Source organism: Paenibacillus urinalis (assembly GCF_028747985.1).
Classification (GTDB): Bacteria; Bacillota; Bacilli; order Paenibacillales; family Paenibacillaceae; genus Paenibacillus; species Paenibacillus urinalis.
Map to the genome: position 1 here is coordinate 4,976,429 of NZ_CP118108.1, position 19,666 is coordinate 4,996,094.

The following is a 19,666-nucleotide window of genomic DNA, read 5'->3' on the forward strand; positions in this document are numbered from 1 at the left end:
AATATTATTGATCTATCTATTTTACTCTATGGATGAAAGAAGGTTTGATGATGTTTGCATACAAGGTCGATGAAGATATTGAATTAAGACCCCTGTCACTCGAGCACGCTGGTGCATTGTTTAATCTTACAGATCGATCCAGAGAGCGGCTGCGCGAATGGCTGCCATGGGTAGATCAGATTGTAGAACAACAGCATTCCGTTAATTTTATCAAAAATTCGCTCAAGCAAGGCTCTGAAAATGGTGGATTCACAGCTGGAATTTGGGTCAAAGATGAGCTTGCCGGCGTGATCGGCTTTCATGAAATTGATTGGAATAACAGATCTGTGAGCATCGGCTACTGGCTTGGCAAAAATCATGAAGGTCAGGGCCTGATGAGCTCGGCCTGCCGCTCACTTGTGGACTATGCGCTCATTGAGCTTGATTTGAACCGGGTGGAGATCCGCTGCGCTACCGGGAATCACAAGAGCCGTGGAATTCCAGAGAGACTCGGATTTGTCCTCGAAGGGATTGTCCGGGAAGCAGAGAAGCTGCCGCAGGGCTACGTGAACCATGCCGTCTATGGCATGCTCCAAAGCGAATGGAAGCTGCTCCGGTAGCTTCAAGCGCACAGCTTACCGAAAATGGATGCACTCTTTTTATTTCGCTCACATCCATCGATATTACATAAAGAACATCATAAGTGCCTATGCAGACATGGAAGTGCACCCCTTCCGCATAGGCCTTTTCTATTTTTAATGTAAGCTTAAGCTTCTCTTCATCCTGACTTCATCCCGTTTGGTTAAGGTATACATGTCCCCACATTAGGAAGGGAAGGTATGAACACATGAATAAGACGATGTCGCAATGGGTGATGTCCAGCTCACTTGCGATGACATTAACGATGGGAATGGCGCTGAATGCAAGTCCATACAGCAATCAACCGCAGCTAAATTCAGGCACAGAGAACACAGAGGCATCAAGCAAAAGAATCTCCGCCAAGGTGGAATTCGGACCTCAGCAGGCGCCGCAGACAGTGCAGGACACAAAATATCGGAAATAAGCAAACTCTAATATAAGAATATGAACAAAGAGGCTGTCCTGCTTGCGGACAGCCTCTCTTCATGTTTAATTCGAATTTATTCTCTTATTGCTGCATCTAGAATAGCTGTGAAGCAGTATATTTACTCGCCGTCAGTGAGAGCTACACGAAGCTCAGCTTCTGGCTGCTCAATACCGTACATATAAGCATAAATCTCGAGCTCATTCGCTCCTCTGTAATTCTCATACACATCCATCCTTTTGTTCTTCCCATTACCGGCAAAGTCTTGGATGGAAGGAACCCCGTATACTTTATCAAATCCTTGACCGTAATAGGTCTGATTGATACCGCCAAAATTGAGGTCGCTGCTCTCTGATTCGATATATAGATTATTATCCTTTGTATAGTAGGTCCAGGTGACCGGATAACCTTCATAATCCTGTGTAAAGCTCTGCTTCTCCTCAGAAATGCCAGTTAACAGCACCGGCTCTTCTCTCCCTTTAATCTGGTCAGCTCGATGTTCCGCGATTAGTGTAATCGGACTTGTGCCAACAGAGGAGAGCTCGATCTCAGGTGATAGTTCGAAACGCAGCTCGGATTTGTGTTTTCCCTCCAGATTAGCATCATATCCCGGTATTAGCTTCCCGCCTACATTGAGTTGATAATTCAGATAAGGCACTCTCGTGTATGCCTCTTCATGATTCAGCACAATACGGATTTGGGTCGGAGTGACAACCATCTCCGTTACTCTACTGCCTCCGGGTATCTCTTCAATAGGGATATCCAGCTGCTTCTTCACTGTACCGTTCTCCATTTGTTTCTTGGACAAAGAGAACTGAAGATCCCATTCTCCATCTGCTCTGTCAACCTCTCGGTCATAGACGAGTCTAAACTTAGTGCCCTCTTCATTTATTTCTGACGTGTTATAAATCTGCTGTGTCGTATATTCCTGATTCTGACCAGGTGCGCCAAATACACTGGGCTCTGCCGCTGCAATAACCTCTCCACTTGGCTTCTGCGCTTCTAAGCGATACCAGGACCACACTTTGTCAGCTGGATCGATCAGAGATATGGAGGATTTCAACATCAACTGCTCCTCTGATTGCTCGAATGCATCGATGCTGATGGTGTCAATACCGTCTCTTTGAACCACAAAGGTCTGGTTGGCAGGCTTCTCCGGCTCAAAATCAATCGCATAAGATGTGTCCTCTGTCCAGCGGATATTGTTCAGCTCGAAGCTTACCTCGCTGTTCTCCGTGCTCATCACCCAATCCGATTCAAAATATCCTTGATACACACCAAGCTCTTCATTCCAGTTCTGTACGTAATTCCCCTCAATTGGCGTCCCCTCACGGTCTACCAATTGCATGGATTCATAGTATATATGCTGGCTGTTCCCTTCGCCCGGATTGAGGCTGTACAACAGGACCGTGCGGTTTTCATCTGTAAAAGCGGTATGGACCGTCAAGGTTACCCCGTTCTTGGTCACCGACTGCTCTATACTTTGACCAAGTCCTTGTTGAAGCGCGGTCTGAATCCCCGTTCGAGTAGAGAGAACATCCGTCCAATCATAGTTAATAGCGGCATAGACAGGCGCTGCCGTAAGAGCAACAGCAATACTAACCGCTATCGCTGCTTTACGCTTCCTCGCGCTTCTTGCGCCTCCCAGAGCTGTGTCCTTATCACGAAGCTCACCACGCTGAATACTCTCAAACATTTGATCAAAATCAGGATAAGAAACGGGGGTATGCTGCATTTCATCCTTCAACTTTTTCTCAATGGATTCCAAGTGTCTTCTCTCCTCTCATATGGCACCAATCATTCGTCTCCATGTCCCTTCGAAGCAGCTTCAGCGCCTTGTGAAGCCGGGACTTAACTGTACCTGCTGGAATATGGAGCACCTCTGCAATCTCGCTTGTAGTCATGTCACTGCTATAGCGGAGCGTAACGACAGCCCTTAGCTTGTCTGGAAGCTGGTGAAGCAGCGCGGCATATTCCTCTGCCTCCGCCCGCTCGATTACGATGTCATCCGGGGTCTTCGTACGTTCGGCTGACTGGTCATGCTGGATTTGCACCAGCTTCTGCTTGTCTCTTTTCGTCTTATTTTTTCTCAGTACATTTAGACAATGATTCATCGTGATCCGCATCAGCCATGCTTTGATATGCTCTACGCTGCTCCATTGCTGACGGAATACCGTAATAAAAATATCATGGCACGCATCTTCGGCATCCTGTGCATGCCTTAGCATGTAGTAGCATGTTCTGTACACGTCCTTGTGGTACGAATCAAACAGCTCGCGTTCGGTCAATGACTTCACCCCTCTCTTTATCTGATGCTATATAGACAATCGAGAACTTAAATCGGTTCATTTCTCAATGATTTCTCTATTACCTGTCGGTTTCTCACGACAGCAAAAAACCGCCTGCTTCTTACGATAAGAATCAGACGGTTGCCTATTTTTCACTCCAATTAAGAAGCGTTAGTCCATCCATTACTTCAACAAAAAGCGCATCAATATATCATCAACGTACTTACCGCCGATACAGAATTCATTCAGCAGACGACCTTCCTCAATGAAGCCGCATTTCTGATAGAATGCAAGCGCCCTCCTATTATGGGACAGCACTCTTAAACGGAGCTTCCTCACTTGTTGTTCTCTCGCCAGCTCTTTCACCGAATCCATGAGCATGCTCCCAATCCCTTGCTTCTGGTAGGCAGGATGGACAGCGATATGAATCTCCAGCACATGTGCATTGCTTCTCAGTCCAGTCGGTGCTCTGAATCCAACATAGCCGACAACGCGAGTATCCATAACCGCGATGATTTGGCTCCCTGGCGGACAAGCGTTCAAATACTGCTCCCTCGATGTCCATTGGACCGGTCCAGGTGCGGTATGCTCGTCCCATACAAGTGCATCCAGATCCATAAGCTGTCTTGCATCTCTTAGATGCGATAACCGGACCTCTATGGCCTCCTGGATAATGATCACATGAATCCAACCCTTCTAAACACGCTCTATTAGCGAATGCGCCTGACTAAAGCGTTTTTTCCTATTCTATCACAGGCTTTTGACAGAATCACAGATGAAATGACATGTAACGCTGTATTTATACGTGCATAAAGCGAAAAAAGAGACACCCCCGATAAATGAACCGGGAGTGCCTCTTATATATTATTTACAGTTAGTGGGGTGAGCAGTTTAATACTTCCAATGGTACAGCCGATTGCGCAGCAGCTCCAGCTGTTCGTGACCCTAGAGATTGACAGCTTAGTAACGCCATTTCTAGCTGCTACTGGAGCTGCCACAAGGCCGGCACATTCGCAGGCTCCCAGCCCGTTAAGGAGGTATGGGCCTGCAGGCATTTATACGTGCTGCCATTGTAAGTCACCAGCTGTCCAACCGCATATGCTGTATTCGCTTGCCAAGGTGAAGCGCCTGGATTACCTGTTTCTGCCTTGGTCTTCACACTAAGCGCGCTGCTTGCCGCAGACAGATTGCCGGCCGCATCCTTCGCTTTCACTGTAAATGTATACGTAGTATTTGCCGCAAGCGAGCTAATCGTCGCTGTAGTTCCGGTTACTGTTGCGGCCACAGCTCCTCCATTGTATACCTCATACCCTGTCACTCCCACGTTGTCCGTGGAAGCCGCCCAGCTCAGTGAGACACTAGAGGTCGTTTGGGCTGTGGAGGTCAGATTAGCCGGTACGGATGGAGCTGCCGAATCGGACGGCGGTGTCGTGCCGGACGTGTTCACAGTTACTGCATTGCTGGCAGCAGATAAGTTGCCGGCGGCATCCTTCGCCTTCACCGTAAAGGTGTACGAAGTGTTCGCCGCAAGCGAGCTGACGGTAGCTGATGTACCTGTAACGGTTGCAGCCAGGTTTGCGCCATTATACACGTTGTAGCCGGTAACACCCACGTTGTCTGTGGAAGCATTCCACGCAAGCGTCACGGAGCTTGCCGTAACCGCTGTAGATCGAGCATTCGATGGAGCGCCTGGTGCAGTCGTATCCGCAGGAGGCGGTGTTGTGCCTCCAGTAGACAGATCTGCCTTCAGCTTGTTCTGGAGCGTCTTGTTACGGTCTCCGCTCAGCTCCCAGAACATCGCTCCGCCAAGCCCTTTGCTCTTGATATAAGCGGTCTTGTGTCCGAGGGATTCCACATCATCGTAGCTGATGAAGCGCTTATTCGATGCATTGTACAGATAAGGCACCTTGGCCGTATCGTTCCAATAACGTGTATATCCGTTCTTGTTAATGTAGTTCGCTTCCAGATCATAATAATCAAATGAGCCTGGCTCCCATGTTCCTACGGAAGAACCACCCGAGCATGCTTGATACTGTCCGTTACTCGTCTGTGTACAACCATCCCAGCCGCGGCCGTAGAAAGGCACGCCCAGTACAAGCTTGCTTGCAGGTACGCCTGCATCCAGATGTCCCTGTGCTCCAGCCGAGACATTAAACGTGCTGGTATCAGGGACACCTGCGGCAGCTGCCGCCGGGTCATTATACAGCGGCGCGTTATGTGCTGAGATCTTTTGCCATGCACCATTAAAGTCGTATGTCATAATATTAATCCAGTCTACAATGGATGCAATATTCGCCAGCTCTGTATTGGCAACATAGCTTGGAGAGGCTCCGCTTGCGATCGTCAGCAGATAGTCTTTGCCATCCACTGCTTCTGCTGCATTCAGCTTCTCCCGGATTTTGCTAAGGAGTAGTGTGTAGTTCTGTTTGTCCTGAGCACGCTTACTGTTACCTTCAAGTCCGCCTGAAACCGGGTATTCCCAATCCAGATCTACACCGTCAAAGTTATACTTCCGCAGAAAGTCTACCGCTGAATTGGCAAAGGTCTCTCTAGTTGCTGCGGTTGCCGCGACATCAGAGAAACGGTTAGACCACGTCCAGCCGCCAACAGAGATGATCGTCTTCAGATTTGGGTTAATCTGCTTCAGCTTATTCAGCTGATTAATATTGCCGGCATACGGCTGATTCCAAGTATCGCCTGCAAACTGCTTACCTGTATCAATCCAAGGGTCGCCAAGCACAATCGTACCGTTTGGTACGCTGATCGCCTGCCCTTTCTCATCCTGACAGCTCCAGGTTTTTGGGTTCGGTGCTGTGGGATCCGCATTTCCGTGAATTCCATTCCAGCAAATATCAGCAAAAGCATAATTGATATGCGTCACCTTGGTTGGATCGATATCCGTTACATTGTAAGTTCTATCATAGGCTGCCCAGGCCGGATAATATCCGACAATTTTATAAGCATCAGCGGCCTCCGCCTTAGCTGAGGTTAATGCAAGCGAAGGAATGAAAATAGATAAGAGCATGGATAATCCTAAAAATAACTTGGCAGCTCGGGCAGCAGCATGACGATTACGAGACGACTTTGGCATTAGTAAACGGCCTCCTTCGTTGTTTGCGTGCTAAATCCATTCAGAAACGGACGATGCGCGTTCGAGAACTGGTTGTTCGTATAGGCATCCCAGTTGATGGACCAGGTCATAATCCCTTTAATCCCTGCATAGCCTGCAGGCTGGCGAAGGGTATATGAACCGCCGTATGAAACACCCTTAATAAAGTAATTCAGCGCCTTCTGCAGCTCGGCTGGCGCGGTGTAGCCACCTCCTGCCGCTTGCTGGGAAGCAGGCACACCAATGGCGATCTGATCTGGTCTTAGTGGACTAAAGAAAGGCCCTCCGCTTCCGCCGACATAAAATCCTTGCAGCAGCATTTCAGCCATGGCAACGTGGAAATCAGCTGTCCCCTGAGAGTAAGAACGTCCGTCCAAGCCCACCATCGAGCCGCTGTTGTAATGCTGTACATGCAGGAGCGTCAGATCATTACGCAAGGCGTGAATGACCGGCAGGTATGCACCCCATGGACCGCCATAACTCAAATATCCGCCTTGTACATAAGCGGTTTCAGGTGCAGCAGTCAGGATAAAATCAGCACCAAAATGGGCTTTGACTGCCTTGACTCCATTAATGAGATTCACGATCTTAGGGGTTGTCGGATTGCGAAAATCCGTATCTCCCGCGTTAAGAGATAACGAGCTTCCTTCGAGATCAATATCAAGCCCGTTAAAGCCATAGGTGGAAATAATCGATTTGAGTGATTCTTCAAATTGCTGGCGCTTAGTCGCATCGGTGAGCTCGATTGTCCCGTTTGCGCCTCCCATGGAGAGAAGGACCTTTTTGCCCTGACTTTGGAGATAGGCGACATCCGATTTGAATTGCTCTACGGTGGAGTTGTAAGGTGTAAAAGCGAGAGTACCGCTGCCATGTGAGACAGGTTCGGCAAAGGAGACGTTGACAATGTCGTAGGCTGGTGAAACGTTGCGAAGTCTAATATTGGTGGATCCATTGTCGAAGTTATGCCAGTATCCGATCAGCCATTTGCTGCCGGTCGGTGCAGGACCGGGATTCGTAGAGCCAGTAGAGGTAGTTACACTGAAAGGACTGCTTGCAGCGGAGAGATTGCCTGCTGCGTCTTTGGATTTAACGGTGAAAGCGTAGGTAGTACCGGCAGTAAGTCCACTTATAACAGCCGATGTCGAGGAAGTGCTGGCTGCAAGGCTGCCATTTCGGTACACTTCGTATCCGGTTACGGCTACATTATCTGTGGAGGCGTTCCAGATCAGCTGAACGGACGTCTCCGTTACGAGTGTTGAAGCGAGTCCCGTTGGAACGGAAGGCGGTATCGTATCCGGAGCCGGGGCTGGGTTCTCTCCTCCTGTACCATCTCCGACATCCTTCCACAATGCCGGCACATTCGGCGGCTCCCATCCGGTTAGGGCAGTATGAGCCTGAATACATTCATAATTCTTGTTCTGATATGTGACAATATCTCCTTTCTTGTATGCGGTCCCTGCCTGCCACTGGGCAGCAGCGTCAGCTCTTGGTGTAAGCCACGGAAGAATGAGAAGAATGACCAAAGTAATTGTCATTACACGGCGGAATTGAACAGCCTGATTCAAGTAAAATCCCTCCTGTACTTATTCTATTAATCTTTCGAGCATAACAAGGATTTCCTGGTGCTCCATGTGGGCTTACATCGTATTCAATGAAGAGCCTGAACGAACTTTGATATTAGGTAAATTACACCACTCCTTTCACAATAGGGTCGGACCCTTCCCTTGGACGTTCATTCATAGACGGTCCTTCATCCAAATTTAACAGGGAATTTACAAATCCTCACCTAGTATTTAAACAGCAAACGATAGGGAAGATAAGGGATAAATTATTGTTATAGAGGGTGAAAAATGTGTGATTTTCCGCACAAAAAAAGACTGTTCCCGAAAGTCCGGCGGACTTGTCAGAAACAGTCTGATACTATGGATGCTTTTTGATAGGAATATATATTTTAATAAGATTTCAAAATCAACTCAGAGCCCAGGAGTCTTATACAACGGCTGATTCCTCTTGTAGAGCATGTCTCCTTGATGCGTTCACTTTGGCATGAACCATAAAAGCGATAATGCTGACTCCCGCTGTAATGGCAGCAAACCAGGCAACGGGCGATAGTCCCCCTGCATCATACATGATACCCATCGCATAGGGACCTGCAACCCGTCCGATCGCAGCAATGCCCCCAGATACACCTAAGTAGAAGGGTGCCGCCTTTCCTCCATACTCAGATATAAACGCCGGTGTAGCCGGAGAGATCAGCATCTCGCCAAGCGTAATGAGAATCATTGCCAGAATCATACCAGGATAATGCTGGAACAGTGCAATAACAGCAAAGCCTGCCGTGTAGAATATCACACTTACGATCAGCTGGGCAGACGAAGTCTGAGCAAACCATCTTTTGATCAGAGAGGTGACCGGCTGAGCCACAAAAATAAGGATTCCGTTCATTGTCCACAGCAGACTGTACGCTTTCTTCTCCATCCCTTCCTCAATGATGAAGGGCGACACCCCTGTATTCCAGATGGAGTTGCCCAGCAGAATGAACAAGGAACCCACACTAATAAATAGGTAAAGGCGGACGTTGCGAAGCAAATACCAGGTATTTTCTTCCGGAAGCTTCACCTTCTTATGCTGTGCCGGTACATAGGTCGTCCCCTGCTCCCGATCCACCTTGCTCAAATACATAAAGAAGTACCCGCCAAATATAGCTGAAGTGACACCGTTCATGATAAAACTCAAATGGAAGGATATATCGGCCAGGAATCCACTGAGCGCTGTCCCGAGCGCAACCCCGATATTTTGAGCGACATAGATGACATTGAACAGCTCGCCTCTGCGATCAGCAAAGCGAAAGCCGACAAAGGCTTGAATGGCCGGCAGAGACAAGGAGTTAAACAGCCCGATGAGGCCCATCATGACTACAAACAGCCACCATACTTCATTGATCCATGGCAGTGTAAAGAGCCCCATGGCGTTCAGCAGCAGCGACCCGACAATCAGCTTCTTCACACCTATTCTATGGTATAAGCCTCCGCCGAGAAGCTGCCCGAATATGCCGCCCAGGGATTGAATCAATATGACAAAGCCTGCCTGAGACATGCTCCGCCCCAGCTCATCAAATACATACATCGTGGTGAGCGGCCACATTAATGAACTGCCGGTTGCATTGACAAGGCTGGCGATTAAGAATACTTTGACTTCCTTCGGATATTGTTCAAGCCATTTCATGTTCTGTTCTCCCGAGTTGTCTTTAACTTTGTATGATTACACTTCTTGCTTGATGACTTGAACCGTTGTCGAGAAGAAGGTGGCCCCTCTGCCCATGTCGGATAATCGGTCCGGAGTCAGCATATTTGCACGCTGTCTGCCGCCCGCTCCCTCCCACCAGAGACCCTGGCTGATCACCGTCCCGGGCAGCATGGCTTCACCTACCTTGGCTGTTAATTGATAGGTTCCCCGGTCATTATATACAACGACCTGATCTCCCTCCTCAATGCCTCTCTGCTCAGCATCCCGTAGATGGATATGCAGCATAGGCTGCTTCTCCATCTTCTGATGCTTCTCTACGTTTGCAAACGTCGAGTTCAAGAAGTTATGATTCGGCGGCGAGAGAAACATGAGCGGATACTTGTCTTCCCTTCCTGCCGGATGCTCGCCGTCATATCCTTCATGAAGCGGTGCATAGACAGGCAAGGGCGACAGACCTGCTTCAAGCATCACCTTGGAATACAGCTCAATCTTGCCGGAAGGAGTAGGCAGATGATCAAGAAGCTGTTCATAATCAGACATATCCAGCTTCACGAATCGCTGCTCCTTAAGCTTATTCAGCGTCACCCCGTTCAAGTATGGATTGTCCGGGTAATCCAGTGCTCCCTCGATCATGGACAGCTCCGTCTCACGGAAGGCTGCTTCATCAAACCCCATAGCTTGTCCAAGCAGCGAGAATAGCTCCACATTGCTCTTGGCTTCGCCAAGCGGCGCAATAACCGGCTCCTGGATATGCACATATTGGTGCCACGGTGAGCTGTACAAATCCGTGTTCTCAAAATTAGAGGTTGCCGGAAGCACGATATCCGCATATTTGGCTGTGTCTGTCATGAAGAGATCATGAACCACCGTAAATAAATCTTCTCTCGCAAAGCCCTGCTCTACCCGCTTCGCATCCGGAGCGACCACGAGCGGATTCGAGCAATATACAAACATCCCTTTAATTGGCTGCTCTTCATCATGAAGGGCGGCGCCGATCTGGTTCATGTTAATGCTTCGTGCATCCGGATTCTCTCTGAGATCCGGACGCTCCAGCGCATCGCTGTTCAAGCTCGCGTAGCCTCCGTTGGATCGAGAGGCTCCACCCCCCAGCTTCGCCCAAGCTCCTGTCAGCGCGGGGAGACACGCAACAGCCCGTACATTCATCCCCCCGTTATCATGATGCTGAAGGCCATTCCCAATATGGATATAGCCTGCCTTGGCCTGACCATAAGTCTCTGCCAGCTTCACAATATCCTCCACAGAAACACCGGTAATGAGAGATACCCGCTCTGGTGTATAGTCCTTAACATGCTCGCGAAGCTCCTCGTGACCTACTGTGTATTGCTGCAAAAATGCCTCATCTACGAGACTCTTCTCGAACAGCACGTTCATCATCCCGAGTGCGAGTGCAGCATCGGTTCCGGGATACAGCGGTACGAACCAGTCCGCCCACTGTGCCGTGCGGTTGCGATGAACATCAATGACAATGACCTTGGCGCCTGCTTTACGCGCTTTCTCTGCAAGGACTACTTGATGCATGTTCGTGCTGATGATATTTCCGCCCCATACGATAATAACATCGGCATGCTCTGTTTCTTCCGGCACGGTCCCCCGGTTCGCACCCATCGTATATTTCCATCCGGTAGTGCCGGCTGCATTACATATGGTCTGCTCCAGCTGACTTGCACCAAGCGCATTGAAGAAGCGCCGATCCATTCCGTCCACGCCGAGAATCCCCATATTGCCATAGAAAGAGTAAGGCAAAATAGCCTCTGCTCCGTATTCCTGCGATATAGCCTTGAAACGTCCCGTAATCTCGCTGATCGCTTCCCCCCAGGTTATCCGTTCAAATTCACCCTCGCCCTTGAGACCCGTTCTCCGCAAAGGATACTTCAGACGTTTCTCATCATATATACGTTCTGTCATGTTTCGGACCTTGTTGCAAATGGCGCCCTTGGTAATCGGGTGATCCGGGTTGCCGGTCACCTTCACAATTTTGCCTTCCTTCTTATGCAACAGTAGTCCGCAGGTGTCGGGGCAATCAAGTGGACATACGGCAGGAAATATTCCATTCTGTTCATTAATCACAGCTTGCCTCTCCTTTCTCATAGTACTTCTTAAGTTTCAAAGTCGCTCAAACCAGTTCTTTTATCATAATTCCGGATTCCATAATCGTCAAAGTGTGACAAAAAATAAAAGCAGCTCCCGCCACTGGCAGTAACCGCTTTTCACATGAGCTGATCTATTCAAAAATATTTTTTTCGCTTGTTTCATCATTTCCATGCAAGGGTAATAAAAATCAAGGCAGTTAGGAGTTAGGAAGACCCCTCCTCCAAGTGCCGTATCATAGACCACTCCCGAAAATTCGTCATGTAAAGGTTTCGTTCCCCCGAACCTAGACATGGCGAATTTTAGTATTGTCCTTGGCACCCTGTGCAAGGGGCTTACCATGCGGCTGTTCATGAAGATATGCCAAATAGTAGGCCCCTGCCACAAACACGGCCCCACCTGCAAAATTGCCCAGCCATACCGGAATGAAATTTGCCAAATACATGCTCCAGGAATAATTTCCTTCAAATATGGCAGCGGGAATGAGAAACATGTTCGCGACAACGTGCTGGAAGCCAATCGCTACAAACGCCGCTGTCGGAATCCAGATCCCGAGCACCTTCCCACTCATCGTATCTGCTGCATAAGACAGCCATACCGCAAGTGCCACTAGCCAGTTACAGCCTATACCCGAAATAAAAGCCTGCAGGAAGCTGTCTTCCAGCTTATGTCCCGCCATATCTACCACTTTATCCAGATAGACGCCTTCACCTGTCAGCCCCAGCACATGACCGAAAAAGTAGGCAACAAAAATGGCCCCCGCGAAATTTGCCAACGTGACAAGCGCCATGTTTCGGATGAGCAGAAGTGTAGAGATCCGCCCTCGCAATCTTGCCAAAGATACCGCCATCATATTGCCCGTCAGGAGCTCTCCTCCGGCGATCAATACCAGCACCAGACCGATGGGGAATACAAGCGCCCCGATCAGATTCGTAATACTGCCCCAAGCTTCGGGAGCCCCTGCAGTGACCCGGATATGGAGCAGAAATCCAAGGGATATATATACGCCCGCCAAAAAGCCGAGGATCAAGACGATAGATAGTGGATTGTGGGCTTTGGCAAAGCCGGTATCCGCTGTAAGTTCAGCAATGTCTTTAGGTTTCTGAGCTGCCATGAGCCATCCTCCTTATTCTTTTACATTAACCCATACCTCCATTGTATAGCCTTTTCAGGCAGTAGATTGTTAATAAATTCACAAATATAAATACTGAATCGGTATTCTTCGTAGTCTTCACTTGCAGATAAGACGATTCAGAATAAACTGCAATTCTTAGCGTATAAAAAAAACCGCCAGAGCATAATGCACTGACGGTTGTAAGTCCAATCAAATATAGGATTTTTAAACGAGAACCTCTTCCTTCTTCTCTTGAGCTGTGGCATCCACAGGTTTCAGTGCTTTCTGACCGACACTGTTCAGGAAGTTCCAAGGCTTGTTGTAGTGCGGCTGGAAGAAGAAGTCGATAAACGCCAGTTCATCTACAGTCATCTCATTCTGGATACATACGGACAAGGTATTAATCGACTGTGTAAGCTCGGCTTCACTCATCAGCTGTGCCCCAACGATCCGGCGGGATTCCTGCTCAAATATCACTTTAATCAGAACCTTCTCTGCCGTAGGCATGAATTCTGGGCGATAGCTGTCCTCGAGGGTTACACTCTCGACTTGAAGCCCTGCTGCTACTGCACCAGCTTCTGTCAGGCCTGTTCCCGCAATATTCTGCTCATAAATCTTGATCCCTGATGTACCTTGGGTTCCCATGTAGCGTGTCACAGGAGCCTTGAGGTTACGGGCAACCAGCGTACCCATGCGCACCGCATTGGTTGCGAGCGGAATATAGGATGCTTGTCGAGTTGGATTGTAATAGATCGCACTGCTGTCTCCGGCTGCAAAGACATCAGGATTGCTTGTGCGCATGTAGCGGTCCACCAGAATCGCCCCGTTCGGCATCATGTCAACCTGACCCTTTAAGAGCTCGGTGTTAGGACGGAAGCCAATGCACAGAATGACCAGATCGGTTTCGTAAGTGCCTTTGTCGGTAACAACTTTGCGTACGCTGCCCTCTTCTCCTTCGAAGCGGCTCACTTTCTCGCCAAGCACAAGCTGAATGCCCTTGTCCGTGAGGTCGGACTGAATACGGTCGGTAAATTCTTCATCCAAATATTTGCTTAGAATGCGGTCTTCTGCATCAATCAGCGTTACTTCTTTGCCATTCATCTGGAATGCTTCGACCAGCTCAATACCAATATAACCTGCACCTACAACGGTTACGTGGCGTGCATCTTGAGATTTGGCAATAATCGTATTGGAGTGCTCATAGTTCTTGCACAGAAGCACGTTGTTCAGATCAATCCCTTCAAGATTCGGAATAATCGGCCATGATCCAGTAGTCACAATCAGCTTGTCATAAGTGTCTACAAGCTCCTCGCCTGTGTTCAAGCTGCGTGCTTTAAGCGATTTAGCCTTCGTATCCACTTCAATTACTTCATGAAGCATACGCATTTTGACGCCCAGCTCCTGCAGCTGTGCAGGTGAGGAATAGAACAATCCGTGAGGATCTTTAACGACCCCGCCAACATATAGTGCAATCCCGCAGGATAAGAAGGATACATTGTCATTGCGTTCATAAACGGTAATTTCGGCATCTGGATAAAGCTTTGCTGTATTAATAATGGCTGCTGTCCCAGCGTGTGTACATCCAATAACGGCTACTTTCATTCTAAAATACCTCCTTAAGGTTAAAAAAGAGCTTTATGGTTGTGATGTGAAATATTTCACTACTATAGAGTTAACGATGCCAGGGCTTTATTTCGTTAAGCTAAGGTAATAACCATCCATCGAAACTCTGCCCTGAAGCATCCTGCCTTTGTGAATTGTGATTTATTTCACTATGTCTATGTCTTTATTATAATGTGACACATTTCACAATTCAAGCCCAAGTTTAACTTTTTACAAAAAATTTTGTTTATAAGGCCGCTAAAGAAAACAAATGAACTCATAAAGCCTTGATTACAAAGGGATTCGATACATTTGGACCGTCCTCCTTCGTTCCCCAAAAGACAGCTGGACCTCCCTGCTGCCATTGGCGATTCCATATTTTAGGAGTAGAATGAGACCTGTTAGCGGATTAGCCGCGAAATACGGTTTATTTTATTAGGAAAGGAGCTGCACGTTATGAAGTTCTCTTGGAAACGGAATTTGTTTGTGCTATGGGTCGGTGTCTTTTTTTGCAGCACAGCTTATTCCATCTCCATCCCCTTCTTGCCCATATTTATGAATACCGAGCTGAATGTCGGAGAAGACTATATCGAGCTGTGGGCCGGGGTTGCTTTTGGGATTACTTTTCTCGCCAGTGCACTGATATCCCCTTACTGGGGCTCTCTTGCTGACAAATACGGGCGAAAGCCGATGCTCATTCGCTCAGGATTTGCGCTTGCCTTCCTGTATTTAATCAGCTACTTTGTGCACGATCCTTATGTCTTTATTGCGGTCCGCATCTTCCAGGGGCTGCTTGCGGGCTTTGTGCCTGCTTCCATTGCGCTCGTAGCCACGAACACGCCGGAGGCCAAAACCGGATATGCTCTCGGGATTATGTCAACCGCAGGCGCTACCGGCAGCATCATCGGTCCCTTGATTGGCGGAGTTGTCAGCCATTACTACGGTAACCGCAATGCTTTTCTATTCTCTGCCCTGATTGTGCTGGTGTCCGCACTCATTGCTACCTTCTTTGTCAAAGAGCATAATTTTAATCGTTCTGCCGCCCGTTCAAGAGTACGGGACGATATTAAGCAGGCATCTGCCAATAAACCATTTATGGCACTGCTTGCCATTATGGCCGTGACGACTTTTTCTGTCATGATTCTGGAGCCGCTTCTTACCGTATACGTCATGGAGATGGGTGTATCGGTAGACGAAGCCTCCCTAACCTCTGGAATTATCTTCTCTTCCGTCGGCATCGCAACCATCATCATGGCTCCAAGGTGGGCCAAGATTGGACAGCGAATCGGCTACTCCAAAATTCTCATTATTGGACTTGTCGGCGGCGGACTTGGCAACATGCTTCAGATTCTTGTAAGCGATTATATTGGCTTCGGCCTGCTTCGGTTCGGATACGGATTGTTTTTTGCTGCCGTATATCCAACCATTAATGCACTCATCGTGGAAACAACGGATTCCGCATTTAGAGGAAGAGCCTTCAGCCTCAATCAATCCGCTTCACAGCTCGCGACCATGGCAGGGCCTATCATCGGCGGTCTGCTTGGAAGCTTGATGCCGATCCGCTGGATCTTCGTCCTTAATGGACTCGTGCTTCTTATCGCTGCCTGGATGATCATTCGCAGCAGGCGAAGCAGCAATTATGCCCTAACCAAATCTTCACCTGTACTTAAACAGGTGGATCGGTATTAGCATTTACAAATCAGCCGTTTCAATTCAGCACGATATATGGAAAGCATGATCTCAATATAAAAAGCTTGTCATCCCATAGAATCTTTTGATTCCATCAATGGGTTACAAGCTTCGTTTTTTTAAAATAATATAAAATTTACCTACAACAGCTTCTCGATCAGCTCGGTCATTTCTTCTGGAGATTGCTTCGGCTCAAAGCGCTGAACCACTTGTCCATCCCGATCAATGACAAACTTCGTGAAATTCCACTGGATGTCACTGGTCTCGCCAGCACCAGGCTCTTGCTCTTTGAGATACTGGAACAAGGGATGGGTGTTCTCTCCGTTCACCTCTACTTTGGCAAAGACCGGAAAATTCACACCGTAATTGATCTGACAGAACTCTTCAGCTTCTCCGCTCGTTCCCGGCTCCTGCCCGCCAAACTGATTGCAGGGAAATGCTAATACAACAAGTCCCTGATCCTTGTAGCGGTCATACAACTTCTGCAGCTCGCCATATTGCGGTGTCAGCCCGCATTTGCTCGCTGTATTCGCAATAACCAGCACTTTCCCCGTGTACATATCAAGAGGGACCTCCTGATTGGCAGTTGTCACTGCAGTGTAACCATATACTGACATGTTCTTATTCCTCCTTCTTTATCTCTTCTAAAATTTACCCGTTCGTCTTACAGCTCTAATCATACCAAATCCAGACGTGAAACAAAAAAGGCCCCCGAAAGGAAGCCTTAATGAATGGTTTAACCCTCAAGCCACGATGCCTGGAGCTTATACACCTGCCACTTGACGAATCTGTGTACGAATTGAGTTCGTTGCGCCGACAAGACCCGCATTGTCTTTGCCAGCGAGTGCATATGGCAGACAGAGTGGAACGCCTGTACGCGGATCTGTAATAATATCCGCCTCTATTCCGAACACTTCACGCATCACTTCTGTCGTCATGACCTCCTGTGGAGATCCGATCGCCGCTGCCTTACCCTGTTTGATCGCAATCATATGATGCGCATAGCGAGTAGCATGATTAAGATCATGCACAACCATGACAATCGTGCGCTGTGAGCTGATATTGAGCTCCTCTAGCAGCTGAAGCACCTCCAGCTGATGCGCCATGTCGAGGAAGGTTGTCGGCTCATCCAGGAACAAGATGTCGGTATCCTGAGCAAGTGCCATCGCAATCCATGCACGCTGGCGCTGACCACCGGACAGCTGATCAATGGGACGATCATGAAATTCATTCAAGCCTGTCGCATCAATTGCCCATTCGACCATCTTCTTATCTTCTTCCTTGAGTGAACCAAAGCCCTTCTGATATGGAAAACGACCATAGGATACAAGCTCAGTTACCGTCAGACCTTCCGGAGCTGTAGGATTCTGCGGCAAAATAGCCAGCTGCTTTGCCACTTCACGCGTCGATTGCTTATGGATGGATTTGCCGTCCAATAATACTTGACCCGCCTTCGGCTGCATTAAACGTGCCATCGTTTTGAGAATTGTCGATTTCCCCGATCCGTTAGCTCCAACAAGGGCTGTGATTTTCCCCTGTGGTATTTGGATATTCAAATCCTCAACAATAAGTCTATCCTCATAGGCTATAGACAGTCCGGTCGTTTCTAAACGAAACATGAGCGATCATCTCCTTAGAATGGTTGTCACATCAGAAGCGTAAATCTTGGATGTATGTAAATAAAATGAATTTCGTATGAAGATCAGGTGAGTGATCAATGAAAATAACCGTTTAAATTAAAACTCTATTTAAAGATACTGATAATCATTATCATTTGTCAAGTACTGTGATCGGCGCTCACACAAAAAACACACCTTCTAGTGTAAGCTAAAGAGTTCATCTTAAGCCTGGAATTAGAAGGTGTGTCACATTAAATGTTTATTTCATTTAACAAAGCGTTACCTGCCTCTGCGTCCTCCGCCCTTGCTGTCACGCCCTGCAGCAGAGCCTCCTCGGTTAGAGCTCGGACCCGCCGGACGGCCTCCGGTCTGCTTGCCGGAACGTCCCGATGAGGATGGACCGCCTCGTCCATCTCTGCTGCCACTGCCTCGGCCAGAGCTCGGCTTGCTGTCTGCACGCCATGGGCGATCCTTATCCGCTCGCTTCTGACCTCCACGACCGCCGGATCCGCCATCACTGCGTGATCCGCGCGAAGGGTCCTGACGTTCACCTGAACGCCCGCCTGTGCCCTTGCGAGGGCGTTCTCCGCCATCATCTCTTGATTTGCGAGCGCTGCCCTGCCCGCCGGAGCGGCCGCCGTCACGCTTCGCATCCGAACGAACCTTCCGCGTATCAATTGTGCTTCCTCCACCACTGAACTTCTGGAGTGAGCCCGGCTCGCCGGCATAGCCGCTCTGCCAGCCGATGCGGTCCAGACGCTGATCTGTTCCCTGCTCAATACGTGCCAGCTCCGGCTTGTCCTTCGGTGCGGCAAAGGTAAGCGCTAGTCCCTTACCGCCTGCTCGCCCTGTTCTGCCGATCCGGTGAATGTAGCTCTCCGGATCATGTGGAATGTCATAGTTAAACACATGGGTTACCCCTTCCACATCCAGTCCTCTGGCTGCTACATCTGTCGCAACAAGCAATTGCAGCTTGGCATTTCGGAACGCCTTCATCACCGTCTCGCGCTTCGCTTGGGACAGATCGCCATGAAGCTCATCGCTCGCATACCCCAAGTCCTGAAGCGCTGAATTCAGCGCAGACGCACGGCGTTTGGTGCGGCAGAAGATGATGCCCAGGTATGGACGATACTGCTCAATCGCACCAATGAGCGCCTCCTGCTTCGTACGATCCGTACATTCTACGACCAGCTGACGAATCTGCTTAATAGGAATCACAGAGTCGGATTTGACTTTAACATCAATCGGCTCCTTCATGTAGGTACGGCCCAGTCGGCGGATGCCTGTCGGCATGGTTGCAGAGAAGAGCATTGTCTGACGCTTGTAAGGCAATGCCTTGATGAGCGTCTCTACCTCGTTCAAGAATCCCATGTGGAGCATTTGATCTGCCTCGTCCAGAACGAGAATCTTCACTTTGTCCAGCGCGAGCGTTCCTCTGCCCAGATGATCAATGAGCCGTCCTGGCGTACCGATAATAATTTGGGCTCCGCCCTTCAGCTTGTGCAGCTGCTTCTCCACGTCCTGGCCGCCATACACGGCAAGCACTCGGATTGCCTCATTCGCTTCCGTCAGCTTCTTCGCTTCAGTCGTAATCTGCAGCGCAAGCTCTCGGGTCGGTGCAATAATGAGTGCCTGTGGGGAGCGATCCTCCGCATGGATACGCTGCAGAATAGGCAGCATAAATGCAAACGTCTTGCCTGTTCCTGTCTGTGCCTCTGCAATCACATCCGAGCCCGCAAGAGCAAGCGGAATCGACTTCTCCTGCACCGGTGTTGGAGTGGCGATTCCCTGTTGACGCAGAACCTCGCTCCATTCCGGCTTAATACCTAATTGTTCAAAACTCAAAAT

15 protein-coding genes are annotated in these 19,666 nt (G+C 48.9%); 3 read left to right on the forward strand and 12 right to left on the reverse strand.

What is annotated here, in order from left to right; genetic code table 11:
• Window positions 1-50: 50 nt before the first annotated feature.
• Both PUW25_RS23095 and PUW25_RS23100 read left to right on the forward strand, forming a co-directional pair.
• Window positions 51-599: a GNAT family N-acetyltransferase gene (locus PUW25_RS23095; RefSeq protein ID WP_047912434.1), complete on the forward strand. Its 549-nt coding sequence runs from the start codon at window positions 51-53 to the stop codon at window positions 597-599.
• 227 nt (window positions 600-826) lie between these two features.
• Window positions 827-1,042, forward strand: a complete 216-nt coding sequence (locus PUW25_RS23100; RefSeq protein ID WP_047912435.1) for a hypothetical protein — start codon at window positions 827-829, stop codon at window positions 1,040-1,042.
• 121 nt (window positions 1,043-1,163) lie between these two features.
• Here the strand turns inward: PUW25_RS23100 and PUW25_RS23105 are convergent, their stop codons facing one another.
• From PUW25_RS23105 to PUW25_RS23145, 9 genes are all read right to left on the reverse strand, one after another.
• Window positions 1,164-2,810, reverse strand: coding sequence for a DUF4179 domain-containing protein (locus PUW25_RS23105; RefSeq protein ID WP_047912436.1), 1,647 nt, complete (start codon window positions 2,808-2,810; stop codon window positions 1,164-1,166).
• Window positions 2,797-3,330, reverse strand: coding sequence for an RNA polymerase sigma factor (locus PUW25_RS23110; protein ID WP_047912437.1), 534 nt, complete (start codon window positions 3,328-3,330; stop codon window positions 2,797-2,799). The genes PUW25_RS23105 and PUW25_RS23110 overlap by 14 nt, the downstream gene beginning before the upstream one ends.
• Window positions 3,331-3,513: 183 nt before the next feature.
• Window positions 3,514-4,011, reverse strand: a complete 498-nt coding sequence (locus PUW25_RS23115; protein WP_274337621.1) for a GNAT family N-acetyltransferase — start codon at window positions 4,009-4,011, stop codon at window positions 3,514-3,516.
• Window positions 4,012-4,312: 301 nt separating this feature from the next.
• Window positions 4,313-6,421: a glycosyl hydrolase family 18 protein gene (locus PUW25_RS23120; protein WP_274337623.1), complete on the reverse strand. Its 2,109-nt coding sequence runs from the start codon at window positions 6,419-6,421 to the stop codon at window positions 4,313-4,315.
• Entirely contained in the window at window positions 6,421-7,974 is a 1,554-nt protein-coding gene (locus tag PUW25_RS23125) for a chitinase (RefSeq protein ID WP_274338246.1), read from the reverse strand. The genes PUW25_RS23120 and PUW25_RS23125 overlap by 1 nt, the downstream gene beginning before the upstream one ends.
• A 454-nt stretch (window positions 7,975-8,428) precedes the next feature.
• On the reverse strand, window positions 8,429-9,664 hold the full coding sequence (locus tag PUW25_RS23130; RefSeq protein ID WP_274337624.1) for an MFS transporter: 1,236 nt from the start codon (window positions 9,662-9,664) through the stop codon (window positions 8,429-8,431).
• A 36-nt stretch (window positions 9,665-9,700) separates the two neighbouring features.
• Window positions 9,701-11,794: a molybdopterin-containing oxidoreductase family protein gene (locus PUW25_RS23135; RefSeq protein WP_274337625.1), complete on the reverse strand. Its 2,094-nt coding sequence runs from the start codon at window positions 11,792-11,794 to the stop codon at window positions 9,701-9,703.
• A 286-nt stretch (window positions 11,795-12,080) separates the two neighbouring features.
• Window positions 12,081-12,908: a formate/nitrite transporter family protein gene (locus PUW25_RS23140; protein ID WP_047912441.1), complete on the reverse strand. Its 828-nt coding sequence runs from the start codon at window positions 12,906-12,908 to the stop codon at window positions 12,081-12,083.
• 225 nt (window positions 12,909-13,133) lie between these two features.
• A complete protein-coding gene (locus PUW25_RS23145) occupies window positions 13,134-14,510 on the reverse strand; it encodes an FAD-dependent oxidoreductase (RefSeq protein ID WP_274337627.1) in 1,377 nt (458 codons plus the stop codon).
• Window positions 14,511-14,966: 456 nt separating this feature from the next.
• On the opposite strand from PUW25_RS23145, the gene PUW25_RS23150 reads away from it, so the two are divergent.
• Window positions 14,967-16,199, forward strand: a complete 1,233-nt coding sequence (locus PUW25_RS23150) for an MFS transporter (RefSeq protein WP_047912443.1) — start codon at window positions 14,967-14,969, stop codon at window positions 16,197-16,199.
• Between the two features lie 140 nt (window positions 16,200-16,339).
• Here PUW25_RS23150 and PUW25_RS23155 read toward each other — a convergent pair whose 3' ends face one another.
• The 3 genes from PUW25_RS23155 to PUW25_RS23165 all read right to left on the reverse strand — a co-directional run bounded on the left by PUW25_RS23155 (window position 16,340) and on the right by PUW25_RS23165 (window position 19,666).
• Complete coding sequence (locus PUW25_RS23155) at window positions 16,340-16,816, reverse strand: glutathione peroxidase (protein ID WP_047912444.1); 477 nt, start codon at window positions 16,814-16,816, stop codon at window positions 16,340-16,342.
• 147 nt (window positions 16,817-16,963) lie between these two features.
• Window positions 16,964-17,818: an ABC transporter ATP-binding protein gene (locus PUW25_RS23160; RefSeq protein ID WP_274338468.1), complete on the reverse strand. Its 855-nt coding sequence runs from the start codon at window positions 17,816-17,818 to the stop codon at window positions 16,964-16,966.
• A gap of 279 nt (window positions 17,819-18,097) precedes the next feature.
• Complete coding sequence (locus tag PUW25_RS23165) at window positions 18,098-19,666, reverse strand: DEAD/DEAH box helicase (protein ID WP_274338247.1); 1,569 nt, start codon at window positions 19,664-19,666, stop codon at window positions 18,098-18,100.